Origin of the sequence: Mycobacterium tuberculosis H37Rv, assembly GCF_000195955.2 — a bacterium.
Classification (GTDB): Bacteria; Actinomycetota; Actinomycetes; order Mycobacteriales; family Mycobacteriaceae; genus Mycobacterium; species Mycobacterium tuberculosis.
In genome coordinates this window covers 2,064,794-2,080,696 of record NC_000962.3, presented here as the reverse complement: position 1 = coordinate 2,080,696, position 15,903 = coordinate 2,064,794, and the positions used below count along the sequence as shown (strand labels likewise).

Genomic DNA, 15,903 nt, shown 5'->3' with positions numbered 1-15,903 from the left:
CTAGTCGACGAGCAGCGATAGCGCGGCCTCGGCATATGCTTTGGGAGCCTCGACCTGCGGGTAGTGGCCCAACCCTGGCAGTTCCACGACGGCGGCGCTGGGGCGCAATTCCCGTAGTCCATTGAGCACGTTGGTTGTTGCCACCGGATCGTCGAGTCCCCACACGAACCCAAGCGGTTTGGGCCAATCGCGGACCGCGCCATGCCAGCGCTGCGCGTGCCGTATCCGCTCGTCGAGGTAGCTGATCAGCAGGTGCGGGATCCGGTTGCCGTCGTTGTAGCACAGCAACTCCCACTGGGCTTGGGCCTCCTGCGCCGACAGCGGGTGCGCTGGGGAGAAGATCCGGCCAAACCCTCGTGTGAAGCCACCGCGGCTGACCAGCCGGGCAGCGACCGGACCAAGCGGGCTGCGCAGTACTTTCTGGATCGGACGCAGGCTGGCCCGCTCCAAGATCACACTGCCGTTGCTCAGCACCGCACGTCGGAGATCGAACGGCAACCGGCCGTCCAAATCACGGGCTAGCAGCTCGGTGGTCACCGACGTGCCCATGTCGTGGGCCAGCACGACGACCGCGCCGGTCACGGTGTGGGCGACCACCGTTTCCACCAGGTGGGCCTGCTCCAGCAGGCTGTACCGGTGCGGGCGCGGCTTGTCGGACAAGCCAAAGCCCAGAAAATCCATCGTTACCCAAGCCTGGCCGGTCAGGTGTGGAATCACCGCCCGGAAGTCGAACGAACTGGACGGATAGCCATGCAGCAGGAGCATTGTTGGCGTGTCGCCCGGCCCCGACCGGACGAACACCTTTCCGACAGCCGTCGGCAGCCAGCGGCCACCGTCACGCCACTCCCGGACACTCGGTGATGTCACCCTTCGGGCATACCATCATGAGCGCGATCGGAGGAGGGTAATGAGCATCGATTTCACGCCGGATCCGCAGCTGTACCCGTTCGAGTCGCGCTGGTTCGACAGCTCGCGTGGACGCATCCACTACGTCGACGAGGGCACGGGTCCGCCGATCCTGTTGTGTCACGGCAACCCGACGTGGAGTTTCCTGTATCGGGACATCATCGTCGCACTGCGGGACCGTTTCCGTTGTGTGGCTCCGGATTATCTGGGTTTCGGGTTATCGGAGCGTCCCTCGGGATTCGGGTACCAGATCGACGAGCACGCGCGGGTGATCGGCGAATTCGTCGATCACCTGGGCCTGGACCGCTACCTGAGCATGGGTCAGGACTGGGGTGGCCCGATCAGCATGGCGGTCGCTGTCGAGCGTGCCGACCGGGTCCGCGGCGTCGTGTTGGGCAACACGTGGTTCTGGCCGGCGGACACGCTGGCGATGAAGGCCTTCAGCAGGGTGATGTCCAGCCCGCCAGTGCAGTACGCGATCTTACGGCGCAACTTCTTTGTCGAGCGCTTGATACCCGCGGGAACCGAGCACCGGCCGAGTAGCGCGGTGATGGCGCACTACCGGGCGGTGCAGCCCAACGCCGCGGCACGCCGAGGCGTAGCCGAGATGCCCAAACAGATCCTGGCCGCCCGTCCCCTGCTGGCACGGCTCGCCCGGGAGGTGCCAGCCACGCTGGGCACCAAGCCCACCCTGTTGATTTGGGGGATGAAGGATGTCGCATTCAGGCCGAAAACGATTATCCCCAGACTGAGTGCGACATTTCCCGACCACGTCCTGGTGGAGCTGCCCAACGCCAAACACTTCATCCAGGAGGACGCCCCCGACCGGATCGCCGCCGCGATCATTGAGCGCTTCGGCTGAACCTTTGTCGCTGAGCACCCCGCAACAGCTGGCATTGTTGGAGCGCGGGTGGCGACACCGAATAGCTCCCCACCCCACCTCCGACCACGGTCAACCCCGCACCAACACCTGCCGCCACCCCGAAAAACTCCGCAACCCCGACAACGACCCATAGCAGCCGACACGTCAGCTACCCACCCAGTAGCACCCGGGCCTCGAGCTCGACCGGGGGCCGGTCGACGAGCGTTTAGGCAAAAGCCTCTACCGGCGGGCATGAGCAGACCAGGTTGCGATCCCCGTAGGCGCCGTCGATGCGACGTACCGCGGGCCAAACCTTGGGTCGGAATGCGGTGCCGAGCGGGTAGGCGGCCTGTTCCCGCGTATACGGGTGGTCCCAATCAGACGCCAGCAGGCACTGCGCGGTGTGCGGTGCGCCGCGCAGCGGATTGTCGTCGACAGGCCACTCCCCGGCCCCGACTTTGTCGATCTCGGCGCGGATGCCGATCATGGCCTCGCAGAAGGCGTCCACTTCGGCCAGGCTCTCGCTCTCGGTGGGCTCCACCATGAGCGTACCGGCCACCGGAAAACTCATCGTTGGTGCGTGAAAACCATAGTCTGCCAGCCGTTTTGCGACATCGTCGACGGTGATACCGGTCAACTTAGTGATACCGCGCAAGTCCAGGATGCACTCGTGGGCGACCATGCCGTTCTCGCCGGTGTACAGCACCGGGTAATACTCGTCAAGGCGGCGCGCAATGTAGTTAGCCGACGTGATCGCTGTCAGCGATGCCGCCCGCAGTCCCTCAGCCCCCATCATCCGGATGTATGCCCAGGTGATCGGAAGAATCGAAGCCGACCCATATGGTGCCGACGACACCGGATAGCCCTTGGGCAGCTCGGGGGCGAAGGGGTGACCTGGCAGAAACGGTGCCAGGTGCGCCCGCACCGCCACCGGGCCGACGCCTGGGCCACCGCCGCCGTGCGGAATGCAGAATGTCTTGTGTAGGTTGAGGTGACTGACGTCACCGCCGAACTTGCCCGGCCGGGCCAGGCCGACCAGGGCGTTGAGGTTGGCTCCGTCGACGTATACCTGGCCGCCCGCGTCGTGCACGGCAGCGCAGATCTCGGCGATGTCGTGTTCGTACACGCCGTGAGTGGACGGGTAGGTGATCATTAGCGCCGACAACCGCTCGGCATGCTCCCCGACCTTAGCGCGCAGGTCATCGAGGTCGACGTCGCCGTTGTCGTGGCAGTCCACCACCACCACGCGCATGCCGGCCAAGGCGGCTGACGCGGCATTGGTGCCGTGCGCGCTGGACGGGATCAGGCAGATGTCGCGATGCGGTTCACCCCGGCTGGCGTGGTACTCGTGGATCGCCAATAGGCCCGCATACTCGCCTTGCGAGCCCGCGTTAGGTTGCAGCGACACCGCGTCATAACCGGTGATCAGCACCAGCCAACTCTGTAGGTCGGCAACAAGTTGACGCAGCCCAGCGGTATCAGATGCCGGGGCAAATGGATGCTGACGCCCGAATTCAGGCCAGGTAATCGACTCCATCTCGGCGGCGGCGTTGAGTTTCATCGTGCACGAGCCGAGCGGAATCATGCTGCGGTCGAGGGCAATATCCTTATCCGCCAGCGCACGCAAGTACCGCATCATCGACGTCTCGGTGCGGTATTGCGTGAACGCTGGATGCGTCAGGAACTCCGATGTGCGCGTTGCGATGTCCGTATGGGCGGGTGCGGCGGCCGCTACACCGAACGCGTCCAGAACGACCGCCACGTGGGTGTCAGTGGTGGCTTCGTCGCAGGCTACCGACACATGGTCGGCGTCGACACGCCACAGGTTGATGCCGTTGGCCTTGGCCCTGGCCAGCACCTCGTCGGCACGACCGGGCACCCGGGCCAACACCGTGTCGAAGTACTTGTCGTGCACCAACGCATCGCCCAGTGCACCGGCGATAGCCTCGGCGTGGGCATGCACCCGGCGTGCGATGGCGGTCAGCCCGCCCGCGCCGTGGTAGCTCGCGTACATCGCGGCAAGCACCGCCAACAGCACTTGTGCGGTGCAGATGTTGCTGGTGGCCTTGTCGCGGCGGATGTGTTGCTCGCGAGTCTGCAGCGCCAACCGATAGGCCGGCGTGCCGTCACTGTCGACGGACACACCGACCAGCCGGCCGGGCAGCTGACGCGCATGCTTGGCGTGCACCGCAAGGTACCCGGCATGCGGGCCGCCAAACCCCATCGGCACTCCGAACCGTTGTGTGGTGCCAAAGGCGACGTCAGCGCCGATCTCTCCGGGCGGCGCGATCAGCGTCAGCGCCAACAAGTCGGCGCCGACGGCCACCAGTGCGCCACGGTCGTGGGCCTGTTGCACCAGGGCAGACCAGTCGGTGATCCGGCCGCTGGCCCCGGGCAGCTGGGCGATGACGCCGAAAAATTCGCCGTCGGGCAGACCGGCGCGCAGGTCGGCCGTGACGATCTCGATACCCAGCGGCTTGGCGCGGGTGGCCAGCACCGCCGCGGTCTGGGTGAACACGTCGGCGTCCACGACCACCCTCTTCACCGGCCCGCGGGCCGCGCGGTGCATCAAAGTCATGGCCTCGGCCGCCGCGGTGCCCTCGTCGAGCATCGACGCGTTCGCGATCTCGAGGCCGGTCAGATCGGTGACCAGGGTCTGGAAGTTCAGCAAGGCTTCCAGCCGACCCTGACTAATCTCGGGCTGGTACGGCGTGTAGGCGGTATACCAGGCCGGGTTCTCGATGATGTTGCGCAACAGCACCGGGGGGGTGTGTGTGTCGTAGTAGCCTTGCCCGATCATCGACACGGCGACGGTGTTAGCGTCGGCCAGCGCTCGCAGCTCGGCCAGCGCCTCGGCTTCGCTGGCAGCCGGTGGCAGACTGTCCAAACCCGGTGCGGCTCCGGTGTCGGTGAGTGTGTCTAGGATGCCCGCCGGGACCGCCTTGACTGCCAGGTCATCGAGCGAATCCACCCCGATCACGGCGAGCATGGTCGCGACGGCCTGGCTGTCCAGACCGATGTGCCGGTCTGCGAACGTCGAATGGTCGGACACGGTGAACTCCTGACAAAGCAGAGGACTAGCGGCCCTCTCCCTCTGTCTTCACCTGCACGCCAGGCGCCTGAGAGATTCGGCGACTCTGTCCACCGTCAGGTGAATCGCCTTTCCCCATCGGCGGGTGAGGACCGCCAGGGGTCGCCACCGCTTTCCAGAGGCATCGTAGTCTCGCGCGGTCCGGGTGCCTGAGAGGTTGACGGAGAGGTATTGCTCCTTCGGCGTCCGTAGCTGGCAGCCACAGAACTCTCCCGCACTAGAGCGATGCGTTGTCCAGTCTACTGCCGAGCAGACACACAATCGCATCCGAGGAGCCTGCCGCGTGCGATTCTGTGTCTGTTCGCGGGGGAACTCTCGGCTAGCCGATCTTGCGGTCGCGATGCTTGCGTCGGGAGGCCAGTTCATCTTCGGGGGCAGCAATCGACTCCCCGCCGTCGGCGCGCTCACCGTGGAAGTCGGCGATAACACCCGTCAGCTCCCGCATCGCGCCCGAGACGGCGATGCCGAACACACCCTGGCCGCCCTGCAGGAGGTCGACGACCTCCTCGGCCGACGTGCACTCGTACACGGTGGTCCCATCGGAGAACAAGGTGATGTTGGCCAGATCCTGGACGCCACGCTGGCGCAGATGGTCAACTGCAACCCGGATGTTGTGCAGCGAGATACCGGTGTCGAGCAACCGTTTGACGATCTTGAGAACCAAGATGTCCTTGAACGAGTACAGCCGCTGGCTGCCGGATCCTGCCGCACTACGGATCGACGGCACAACCAACGATGTGCGCGCCCAATAGTCGAGCTGGCGGTAGGTGATCCCAGCGATCTGGCAGGCGCTCGGTCCGCGATAACCTACCAACTCGTCAGGAACGGAATCGTCGGGGAACAGGCCGGGCTGCACGGGTCCGCTGGCCGCAGCGGCGCCGTCGTTACCATCACCAGCAGTGCCCGTGTGGTCAGCAAAGTCGAGCTGGTCTTGACGTGGCTGCTCGCCCAAGGTGCTTCCTCTCGCCGATCGCGCTCTTGTCACTAGCTGCGTCACTGGCTCCCCCGACAGCCATTACTGAGGGCCCGAGTGTTAGAGAGCATACGCTGTTCGATGGGCGCGATGCTCCCGGTTAACTATCAGGTCGTGATCAAAGTATCGCGGTCGCCGGGCGCATTAGGCACTAACCGCTAGGCGTGTCGACAATTGCAGCCAGAGATGAGACGCAGCCGTGACGTTGCTGGCCGGCAAATAATGGATGCTCGCCGTCGCGGCGCGCATCGTCGCCGCGCTCGGCCTTATCGCGCGCCTCCTCAGCCCGCCGTCCCGGCGCGCATCGTCGCCGCGCTCGGCCTTATCGCGCGCCTCCTCAGCCCGCCGTCCCGGCGCGCATCGTCGCCGCGCTCGGCCTTATCGCGCGCCTCCTCAGCCCGCCGTCCCGGCGCGCATCGTCGCCGCGCTAGGTGGCCTTGAAATCGTCAGGTGACACACTGTCGAGAAACTCTTTGAATTTCTCCACCTCGTCCTCGCGAACAGCGGTGGTGGCCTCCTCGTCACTTTCGTCGGGAATCAGCAGACCGGCCTGGGCTAGTACGGCCTCCTCGACGTAGATCGGAACACCCACTCGCAATGCGATTGCCACCGAGTCCGAGGGACGGGCGGACACCTTGATATTGCGGTCGAAGATCAGATCAGCGTAGAAAGTTCCTTCCTGCAGGTCTACAATGCGCACCTCTTTGAGCGAATGCCCCAGCGCAGCAATGAGATCCCTGATCAGATCATGGGTCAGCGGACGTGGCGGCTCGACGCCTTGCTGCTCCAGCGCGATAGCGGCAGCCTCCGACTGGCCGATCCAGATCGGCAGGTATCGATCACCGTTGGCCTCGCGCAATAACAGCACCGGCTGGTTCTGCGGCTGCTCGACGCGAATGCCGACAACACGAACTTCACCCATCTGCGTCTGCCCTCCGCACATGCAACCGGTGTCCGACTCACGCTCGGTGCGACGACGCGGTGGGCGCCACGTCTCTACCGTGACGTCGAACACCAAGCTGTCGAACGAAGTCTAGTCCTCAGCGGTGAAGAACGTCGCGAACCGCAGACTTGATCAGCGACGTGTGCAAAGTTATAGCAAGCGCGGCCACCTCACGGGCCAAGTCGTCGGCCCGGTCGCGGGCACCGGCCTTGCCGGCCTTGACGAGCGGGCCGGCAATCTGGGCAATCAGGTCGGACTGCCGGTCGGCCGCGGAGCGGAAGGCGCGTAGATGCCGCGGCTCGACGCCGTATTCGGCCAGCGCTCGTGCGCATTGCAGGATCACGACGGCGTGTTCGTCGAAGAAGCCGCCCGGCCCGGTGGTGATCACACCGGCTTTGAGCAGGGCCGTCAGTAGCTCGTCGGCCACTTCCGATCGTTCCAGGAGGTCTTCCCGACTGAGCCGGATACCCGTGAGCGACACGGACGCGGTGTCCGACCCGACGCCGCCAGCACTGTCGCCGGCTACGGGCACCAATCGCGGTAGAACGTAAGGAGATCCGAATGGTGGCAACTCACCGTCGGGCTGGGCGTCCAGCTGGGCCCTGATCACCTTCAGCGGCAGGTAATGGTCCCTCTGGGCAGTGAGAATGAATCGCAGCCGTGCGCAGTCGTATGCGGTGAACCGCCGATACCCCGATGAGGCCCGCCGGGGCGTCACCAGACCCTCAGCCTCCAAGAATCGAATCTTGGAGATGGTGACATCAGGAAAATCCGGTCGTAGCAGGTCGAGGACCGCCCCGATCGACATCCCGGCCAGCGCGGGGCTATCGGGTGCGCTCACGGGCCCCCGGTACTCCCGTCATCCTCGCCTTGCTTGGGTCCGGTCAAGAACACCAACCGGAACTTGCCGATCTGGACCTCGTCGCCGTTCGCCAGCACCGCCGAATCCACGGGCTCGCGGTTGACGTAGGTGCCGTTGAGACTCCCGACATCGACGACATTGAATTCGTTGTTTTCCAACCGGAATTCAGCATGGCGACGGCTCACGGTCACGTCGTCGAGAAATATGTCGCTGTCGGGATGCCGACCAGCCGACGTGATGGCTTGGTCGAGTAGGAACCGGGACCCGGCGTTGGGGCCTCGTTTGACTACCAGCAACGCCGAGCCCGGCGGGAGCCCTTCCACCCCGGAGACCGCGCTCTCCGTACCCGCTTGCGCAGGAGCGTCCAGCTCGCTGAGGAAGTCTGCGCGGAAGACGGAGGTCGTCTCTACCGTGACTTCATCGGAGGTCTGGTCCTTCTCAATATCCGGGTTCATGTCCGTCACCCGCTGCTCCTCACTGGCCGCTGTGGCGTTGTCTGACCGAGTCGTTCGGCCGGCTTCCCGCTACTCTTTACCGCCTATTATCGCCCTTACTACTTTCTCGTGCCGCTGTCTCGACCGTACCGCGCACGGGTCCGCGATGTGCGCACCCCAGCGGATCCCAGGCTCGATTGCCCTGCCCGGCCCGGATCCGTGCAGACCCGCGACCTCCCACGTGACGCTGGCAGGGACCTTAGCAATCGTCACTCGGTCAGTGTGCCGCGGTAGGCCTCAGCGTCGAGCAGTGTCGTCAAAGCTGACTCCAGGGCAGCGACATCCGAGCTGTCGACCTGGATGTCCAGCAGCCAGCCGGCTCCGTAGGGGTCGGAATTCACCAATTGCGGAGTGCCGTCCAGATCGCTGTTGACCTCAGACACCTTACCCGAAATGGGCGCATAGAGATCCGACACAGATTTCGTCGATTCCACTTCGCCGAAGGTCTCGCCGGCGGTGACCGCGGTGCCGATAACGGGTAGCTGAACGAAAACGACGTCGCCAAGCGCCGACTGTGCATAGTCGGTGATCCCCACCCGGACGGTGTCGTCGCCACTGCGGCGAATCCACTCGTGTTCGGCGGTGTAGTGCAGATCGGACGGGATATCGCTCACGGTAATCCTATTCTGGTCGGCTCGGAGTTGGGCTAGTTCACTTGACGGGCTGAGCGTATTGGTGCTGTTTTGGTTGCCGCAAGGCGGTCACGTCCACACGGTCGGCCTGCTGCACAACCATCCGCCCGCCGACGCGTTTGACACCGTCCTGTGCACCACCAGGAATGTTCATCGCCGCGGCCAGCGTTGGAGGATCACCAATCGCCAGAATCGAATACGGCGGGGACAGGACCTTGGTGTCGACTGTCAGTGAGCCGGGCACACCGACAACCCAGGTGTCAACCCCGACCCGCACCGACCGGTGTGCATCGTTGATCTGGATCGCCTCGGCTCCAGCGGCACGCAGTTCGTTGATCACGTCGATCATCACCTCAGGCGCTACTCCGGGTCCCGGATCGTCGATCGTTATCATGACGCCCGGCCCGGTGGCACCCACGGCGCCGACCAGGATGGACAACGCGGCCAATCTAGCCTGGGCGCTTTCTAACGCTGCCTGATCGGTGTTGCCGGATGCCTGCAACGCGTTCAGCGTGTTCTGAAGGTCGATCACTTCGGCGTTCAACGTGGCCTCGCGTTGCCGCAACGAATCCAACAACACCAATAGGTCTGCAGGACGGGCTGTTTCCAATGAATCACCGGAGTCGGTCTGACGGACCTGAGTGACTATGGCAACCCCCAGAACCAAGCACAACAAGATCGCAAGCGTCCCGAACACCAGACGCGAGCGACCACCCCGCAGTATTTCGGTCAATCTTGTCCGCCGCAGCGGTCCGACCTTGGAGCGCGGATGGTCGGCTGGTAGTTCGTGACGACCACGTCGCACGGCGTCGTGAGCGCCCGCGTCGGCTTGGGAGTGACGCGCAGTTGTGGCGGCGGAAGTCTCGGCTGCCACGGGTTCTGGGCGATTCTCACTCACGGTGATCTCATCTCCGTCACGCTCCGAACAACCGCCGCCGCAAGGCCGCGGTGTTGCCGAAGATGCGGATGCCCAGCACGACGATGATCGCGGTGGACAACTGTGTGCCGACGCCCAGTTGGTCACCGACATAGACGATTAGGGCAGCCACCAAAACGTTGAACACGAACGAAACCACGAAGACCTTCGGGTCAAAGATCCGCTCGAGATAGGCGCGCAAGCCACCGAACACCGCGTCGAGCGCGGCGACCACCGCGATCGGCAGATACGGCTGGATGACCTCTGGCACGCCGGGATGGAAAACCAAACCCAGCACGATTCCAACGGCGAGCGCCGCGATCCCGATCATGCGCGCCGGACTCCAGGCCGTATCGCTCCCCATGGTTTCCTATTCACCAGGACTTCTCTCACTAGGGCCCAATCTGTTTGGCGAACTTGACATCCCGGGTCGCACCGGCAGGCAATGCCAGACCGTCGCCGACGTTCACACTGACGCCGACACCGTAGGAGGTCTCCAGCAGCCGCAGGCGGTACAGCCCGGCGCTGCGATCGAAGACGTCCTGCATGGCATGTGGCGGCCCGACCGCCAAGATGGTGTAGGGACTACTCGTGGGATTATTGTCGACCAAGATTGCTCCGCCGGCTTGCCGGATCGTGACGTTCGGCCCGATCCGGACGCCATCGATCGAGATGGCCTCGGCGCCACTTTCCCACAGTGAGTTGACGACGAGCTGCAAATCGCGGTCGAGGATGATTTGCTGGCTACCGCTGACCCGCTGCTTGGACACGTCGGAAAGATTAGGGCTCGCACCGGGATCGGTCACGGTCACCGTCAGACCAGGCCCGACAACCGGTGCGCTGGCCGCGGCCAGGCTAAGCACGTCGAGACGGGCCAGCAGCCGCTGTCCCTCGGCGTCGTCTGCGAGTACGATCCGCCGCACGTCGTCGACTTTCGCCGAGAGTGTGCTGCGCCGTTGAGCCAACGTGGTCGCGGCGGCCTGGGTTGATCGCACACTCGCAACGAGCAACTGTTGGGCGGCGCGCACGCCGGGTGCCACCGAGCGCGCCTGCGCTACCGCGGCAGCGAACACGGCGGCGACTAGGGTCGCGGCCAATGCCTGCCACATCCAGCTGACGGCGCGGGCTTGCCAACACCGTGGTGCCGCAGCACGCTCGCGCTCGGCGGCAACCGCCGCGTATCCAGCATCCAGATGCTCTGATAGCAGCGCGCGCAGCAACGACGGAACCGGGATGCGTTGTGGCTGCGCCCCTGCGTGGGCGCTGTAGCCGGCGTTGGGGTCGTAGCCGCCGAGCAGCCGGTCAGACTCAGCCACGTTCACCAGCGTTCTGGGCCGCCGGCCGATGAGCCCTGCCCTTGAGCTTAGGCATCTGCCGCACCACCATCGTCATCTGCACTGCATACAGCACGAAGGCCCACAAGTAGGCATACATACCCCAGATCAAGAATGCCCAACCACAGGCCAGCAGCACATGGCTCCACAATGGATCGCATTGCCCCAACAGAATGGTCGGAAAGCCAACCATGAAGCCGAAAGTCGCTGCCTTACCGACGTAGGTCACCGGTAGCGCTGACAGTCCACGGCTCCATAGCAGCGGCAGCGTCCCAGCCAGCAGCGCATCGCGGGTCAGCAACGTAAGGACAAACCACCACGGCACGATGCCGCTCAGGCCAAACACGATAGGAACAGTGACCATGTAGAGGCGATCAACGGCCGGGTCCAGCAGCGCGCCCAGCCGCGATGACTGGTTTAGTAGCCGTGCAATCTTGCCATCAGCCCAGTCCGAAACGCCACTGAACACCAGGATCGCTACCCCCCAGCCATTGGCGTGCGCGCTGAGCACGACGTAGACGAATGCTGGGATGAGCGCGAGGCGAATAACGCTCAACATGTTGGGGACAGTCAGCACCCGATTCTGCGTGAGCACCGGCTCCATGAGCCGTGACCTTAGCCTGGCGACGATGCGCGCCGAAACGGCGGGCTGAGGAGCCGGGCAATCGGATCTAGCCTGGCGACGATGCGCGCCGAAACGGCGGGCTGTGGGGGCACCCCTAGCCGCGAGCGTAACGCCACTGCGATTTTCTGCCCGAAATTTCGCAGTGGCGTTACGCTCGGCGCTTACGCTGGGCAGCTCAGCGGAACACCCCGGGCAGACTGAGGGCAGAAAGCGTGTCATCGGACAGTGGGTTGTCATTGACCATGTAGGTCCATGTCGACGTCGGCCGGGCCAGTTTGGACAGGTCCAGCCCCGGCTCGTGGTCAAGGACGTTCGCGGTTTCGAACGTCTGTTGAGCCGCCTCGATGGCGTCGGCGGCCAGCGACGCGAACGCGTCCACAGCCATCCGGTGAAACTCGTCGAGTGGGTTCTGCCGGCCCAGCGCGCGTAGATGGATGCTCTCCCGGATGTCGGCCAGATACGCCAGGTGATCGGCCCAGCCACGGTCGAGGTGATACAGCATGATCTGCCGACAAATCGTCTCGAGGCGTTCCTCGGATACTTTGTCGGACAGCTCCTCGTACCGCTTAGGCGCCAGTTCGGCGAGTTCCTCACGCGCGGTTACGGTGCGCAACAACGTGTTACGCCGTTCGACGATGATGGCGCGCTGCTGGGCGATCAGCTGGTTGTAGCGCCACGTGTTGGCGTGCACATCCAATAACCGGCCCTCGGCAACGCGCTGGGCATGGTCGAGCAGACTACCCGTCCTCGGGCTGACAATCCGGCCATTTTCGTCGGTTGCCATCGGCAGCTTGTTGTGGTCGAGGTTGGCCGCAACGACATCGTCTTCCCAGCTTGAGAAAAACACCGACGACCCGGGATCTCCCTGGCGCCCGGCCCGACCGCGCAGCTGGTTGTCTAGCCGCTCGGTGTGGTGACGGCCAGTGCCGACCACGTGCAGGCCGCCCAATTCCGCGACCCTGTCGTGGTCAGCTTCGTCGGACCCGCCGAGCCTGATGTCGGTGCCGCGCCCGGCCATTTGAGTTGACACCGTGACCGCGCCGTATTTGCCGGCCTCGGCGATGACCCGGGCCTCCTCGGCGTCGTTCTTCGCGTTGAGCACCACGGCGGGCACACCGCGGCGCACCAGGCGTTCGTGCAGTTCCTCGGATTCGGCCACGTCGCGGGTACCGACCAGCACAGGCTGCCCCCTCTGGTGCACCTCGGTGATGTGCTCGACGATCCCGTCGTTCTTGGCTGCAGTGGTGATGTAGACCCGGTCGGCCTCGTCCTCGCGGATGTTTGGCTTGTTCGGTGGTATCGGTGAGACACCGAGCTGGTAGAACTGCCGTAGCTGCTCACCGGCGGCCAGCGCGGTTCCCGTCATTCCGCACACAGTCGCATACCGGTTGATCAGGGCCTGCACCGTGATGGTGTCGAGCACTTCCCCAGTTTCCGTGGTCTCGATACCTTCCTTGGCCTCGACCGCAGCTTGCAACCCGTCCGGCCAGCGCTGCAGTTGCGCGATACGGCCACGCGACGCGTTGATCAGGTGCACCGCGTCGTCGCGGACGATGTAGTGCACGTCGCGTTGCAGGAGCACATGCGCGTGCAGCGCGACATTGACCTCAGTCAGTGTGGTGCCGACGTGCTCCTCGGAGTACAGGTCGATGCCACCGAGCGCTTTCTCGACTTTGCGTGCCCCGTGCTCGGTCAAGTGGACATTGCGGTTATCGGAATCGGTGGCAAAGTACTCGTCGGCGTCCTTGTCGCCAACAAGCTCAGCGACCAGCCGGATGATCTCCAGCCGCGGCGTCTCACGATGTGTGGTTCCGGCCAGCACCAGGGGCACCAGCGCCTCGTCGACCAGCACGGAGTCGGCTTCGTCGATGAGAGCCACGTCTGGATTGGGCGATACCAGGTCATTGACATCAGTCACCAACTGATCGCGCAGTACATCGAAGCCAATCTCGTTGACCGAGGCATAGGTGACATCACGGTCATATGCGGTCCGGCGCTCGTCAGGGGTCGAGTCCGCGGTGATCCAGCCGACCGTCAGGCCCATCGCGTCCAGCAGCGGGCCCATCCACTCCGCATCGCGGCGGGCCAGGTAATCGTTAATCGTCACGACGTGCACGTGCCGGCCGGCCAGCGCATAACCGGCGGCCGCGATCGCCCCGGCAAGGGTTTTGCCCTCACCGGTGGCCATCTCGATCACGTCTCCGGCGAGCATGCGCAACGCGCCAAGCAACTGCACATCAAATGGTCGCAGCCCGGTCCTCCGCTCGGCGGCTTCCCGGGCAATCGCGAGAAACTGCGGGATATCGGCGGACTCCGCGAGGTCGTCGAGGTTGAGCAGGCCTGCCGCCTTACGCAGCTTCTCGTCGGACAGATCGGCAGCTTCCTTGTCGTATTCTGCCGAAGCGGTTACATCCGCCAGGGAGCGGCTCCGGTTCTTTTCGGTGCTGGCGCCGAGCAATCGCCAGAATCGGCTGCTCAGCCGGCCGGGTTGAGCGCGGGTGGTCTTGGGCACAAACCAACGGTACGCGAATGCCGGCCGGCCGCGAGGGTGCGTGTCTGTACACCGACAGGCCGCAATTCGTGGACAACCGTGCACGTTCACGGCCCGGCTGGACGTCAAGCCAGGTTGGATCGGCGTGGATAAGCCACGCTTGGGTCGGTGAGCACGTTGACCACAGCGGGCAGGCCACTGGCAAAGGCCCGTTCCAGCGCCGGCCGAAGTTCAGCGGGCACCGACACCAGCTCGCCGTGGCCGCCCAGTGCGCGCACCACCTCGTCGTAGCGGGTTCCCGGGCGCAGTTCGGCCACCACCGAATAGCCGTACAACGCTTCCATCGGGTGCTTCTCCAAACCCCAGATGCCGTTGTTGCCGATCACTGACACGACCGCCACGTTGTGCCGAACCAGCGTGTCCCATTCCATGCCGCTGAACCCGAACGCGCCGTCGCCCTGCAAGAGCACGACCTGGCGCTGCGGCCGCGCCAGTTTGGCAGCCAGGGCGTAGCCGGGACCCGACCCCAGGCAGCCAAACGGACCGCTGTCCAGCCAACAGCCTGGCAGATAGCTGTCGATCATCCGGCCGGCGTACGACCCGAAATCGCCCGCATCGATAACGACTAGAGCATCCCGCTCCAGCAGCGCGGCCAGCTCGGCGTACACCCGCATCGGATGCAATGGGATCCGGTCATCGACCAGCTCGGCCTTCTCGAGATCACGCGCCATGGTCTCGGCCGTCGCGAGCTCCTCGATCCAGCCCTGGTGGTCGGTGCCGCCAGATCCGGCCAGCGCCGAAAGGGTGGCGGTCAGATCCCCATAGAGCCCCGCCGCGACTGGTCGCGGATGTTCGCGTGCGGGTTCGACGCGGTCTGCCACGATGAGCTGCGTTGTCGACCCGAATACCCCACCGAAGCCCAGACGGAAATCCATCGGCACACCGACGATCAGCGCGACATCAGCCTCCCCCAGCGCTTTTGACCGCGCCCGTGAGAAGGCCAACCGGTGATCGGCGGGCACCACGCCGCGCGCCATCCCGTTCATCAGCACCGGAATGTGCCGTTCCTCGACAAGACGCAGCAATGCCGCCTCCGCATGGCCCCACCAGACGTTGGTACCTGCCATGATGACCGGACGCTGGGCCGTCGAAAGCAGGCCCGCCGCCCGGTCCAGGGCGTCGCCGGCTGGGGTGGGACCGGCCGGTAGCTCGGTGAGCGCGCCGGGGCGGCCATTGTCTGAGGACATGGAGAACGCGTGATCCATCGGGAAGTCGACGAATGCCACACCCGACGGCGCACTCACCGCCGCCTGCAACGCCTGATCGACCAGCAGGCCCGCGTTCTCGGCTGACTGCGCTGTAGCGGCGAAGCGGGCCACCGGCGCCACAAACGGCACGTGATCGATCTCCTGCAGGGAGCCCATACCCCAGCGCAGCGCCGGCGCCCGGCCGCCGAGCACCACCAGTGGTGACTGGTTCTGCTGGGCCGCCGCCATCGCGCTCATCCCGTTGGTGATCCCCGGCCCCGCGGTGAGCGCGGCCACGCCCGGCACCCTGGTCACCTTCGACCAGCCTTCGGCGGCAAAGGCGGCGGTTTGTTCGTGGCGGGTGTCGATCAGGCGGATGCCCTCCTCACGGCAGCCGTCGTAGATGGAAAACAGGTGGCCGCCCGACAACGTGAAGACCGTGTCGATACCACTGGCTTTAAGTCGGCGCGCGATAAGCCGGCCAGCATGCATGGTCTGGGCCGGGGCGGTGTCGGTGCTCATATCGG

Annotated in this window: 15 protein-coding genes; 1 reads left to right on the top strand and 14 read right to left on the bottom strand. The window is 64.9% G+C overall.

All coding sequences use genetic code 11. The features are described from left to right. Positions 1-867, bottom strand: coding sequence for a hydrolase (gene lipZ / locus Rv1834; protein NP_216350.1), 867 nt, complete (start codon positions 865-867; stop codon positions 1-3). 40 nt (positions 868-907) lie between these two features. Here lipZ and Rv1833c point away from each other — a divergent pair, with 40 nt between their 5' ends. Further along, complete coding sequence (locus tag Rv1833c; protein ID NP_216349.1) at positions 908-1,768, top strand: haloalkane dehalogenase; 861 nt, start codon at positions 908-910, stop codon at positions 1,766-1,768. Between the two features lie 226 nt (positions 1,769-1,994). Here the strand turns inward: Rv1833c and gcvB are convergent, their stop codons facing one another. The 13 genes from gcvB to ilvG all read right to left on the bottom strand — a co-directional run bounded on the left by gcvB (position 1,995) and on the right by ilvG (position 15,898). Then, on the bottom strand, positions 1,995-4,820 hold the full coding sequence (gene gcvB / locus Rv1832; RefSeq protein NP_216348.1) for a glycine dehydrogenase: 2,826 nt from the start codon (positions 4,818-4,820) through the stop codon (positions 1,995-1,997). A gap of 48 nt (positions 4,821-4,868) precedes the next feature. Then, entirely contained in the window at positions 4,869-5,126 is a 258-nt protein-coding gene (locus Rv1831; RefSeq protein NP_216347.1) for a hypothetical protein, read from the bottom strand. 52 nt (positions 5,127-5,178) lie between these two features. Next, complete coding sequence (locus Rv1830; protein NP_216346.1) at positions 5,179-5,856, bottom strand: HTH-type transcriptional regulator; 678 nt, start codon at positions 5,854-5,856, stop codon at positions 5,179-5,181. Between the two features lie 403 nt (positions 5,857-6,259). Beyond that, entirely contained in the window at positions 6,260-6,754 is a 495-nt protein-coding gene (locus Rv1829) for a hypothetical protein (protein NP_216345.1), read from the bottom strand. Positions 6,755-6,872: 118 nt separating this feature from the next. Then, entirely contained in the window at positions 6,873-7,616 is a 744-nt protein-coding gene (locus tag Rv1828) for an HTH-type transcriptional regulator (protein ID NP_216344.1), read from the bottom strand. Next, entirely contained in the window at positions 7,613-8,101 is a 489-nt protein-coding gene (gene garA / locus Rv1827; RefSeq protein NP_216343.1) for a glycogen accumulation regulator GarA, read from the bottom strand. Before garA ends, Rv1828 begins: the two co-directional genes overlap by 4 nt. A gap of 239 nt (positions 8,102-8,340) precedes the next feature. After that, positions 8,341-8,745 (bottom strand): glycine cleavage system protein H, encoded by a 405-nt coding sequence (gcvH, locus tag Rv1826; RefSeq protein NP_216342.1) that lies wholly within the window; start codon positions 8,743-8,745, stop codon positions 8,341-8,343. 37 nt (positions 8,746-8,782) lie between these two features. After that, entirely contained in the window at positions 8,783-9,661 is an 879-nt protein-coding gene (locus tag Rv1825; protein NP_216341.1) for a hypothetical protein, read from the bottom strand. A 16-nt stretch (positions 9,662-9,677) separates the two neighbouring features. Then, positions 9,678-10,043 (bottom strand): hypothetical protein, encoded by a 366-nt coding sequence (locus Rv1824; RefSeq protein ID NP_216340.1) that lies wholly within the window; start codon positions 10,041-10,043, stop codon positions 9,678-9,680. Positions 10,044-10,071: 28 nt separating this feature from the next. Continuing rightward, a complete protein-coding gene (locus Rv1823; protein ID NP_216339.1) occupies positions 10,072-10,995 on the bottom strand; it encodes a hypothetical protein in 924 nt (307 codons plus the stop codon). Beyond that, positions 10,988-11,617 (bottom strand): CDP-diacylglycerol--glycerol-3-phosphate 3-phosphatidyltransferase, encoded by a 630-nt coding sequence (gene pgsA2, locus Rv1822; RefSeq protein NP_216338.1) that lies wholly within the window; start codon positions 11,615-11,617, stop codon positions 10,988-10,990. The genes Rv1823 and pgsA2 overlap by 8 nt, the downstream gene beginning before the upstream one ends. A gap of 196 nt (positions 11,618-11,813) precedes the next feature. After that, complete coding sequence (gene secA2, locus Rv1821; protein NP_216337.1) at positions 11,814-14,240, bottom strand: accessory Sec system translocase SecA2; 2,427 nt, start codon at positions 14,238-14,240, stop codon at positions 11,814-11,816. Between the two features lie 14 nt (positions 14,241-14,254). Further along, the gene (ilvG, locus tag Rv1820) at positions 14,255-15,898 is read right to left on the bottom strand and encodes an acetolactate synthase large subunit IlvG (protein ID NP_216336.1); all 1,644 of its coding nucleotides are present in this window, start codon (positions 15,896-15,898) and stop codon (positions 14,255-14,257) included. Positions 15,899-15,903 lie beyond the last annotated feature (5 nt).

Bases quoted from the DNA above. Each gene is read 5' to 3' on its own strand.
- pgsA2 (NP_216338.1), bottom strand. From the start codon at position 11,617: ATGGAGCCGGTGCTCACGCAGAATCGGGTGCTGACTGTCCCCAACATG.
- Rv1833c (NP_216349.1), top strand. From the start codon at position 908: ATGAGCATCGATTTCACGCCGGATCCGCAGCTGTACCCGTTCGAGTCG.
- Rv1831 (NP_216347.1), bottom strand. From the start codon at position 5,126: ATGCGATTGTGTGTCTGCTCGGCAGTAGACTGGACAACGCATCGCTCT.
- Rv1824 (NP_216340.1), bottom strand. From the start codon at position 10,043: ATGGGGAGCGATACGGCCTGGAGTCCGGCGCGCATGATCGGGATCGCG.
- ilvG (NP_216336.1), bottom strand. From the start codon at position 15,898: ATGAGCACCGACACCGCCCCGGCCCAGACCATGCATGCTGGCCGGCTT.
- Rv1829 (NP_216345.1), bottom strand. From the start codon at position 6,754: ATGGGTGAAGTTCGTGTTGTCGGCATTCGCGTCGAGCAGCCGCAGAAC.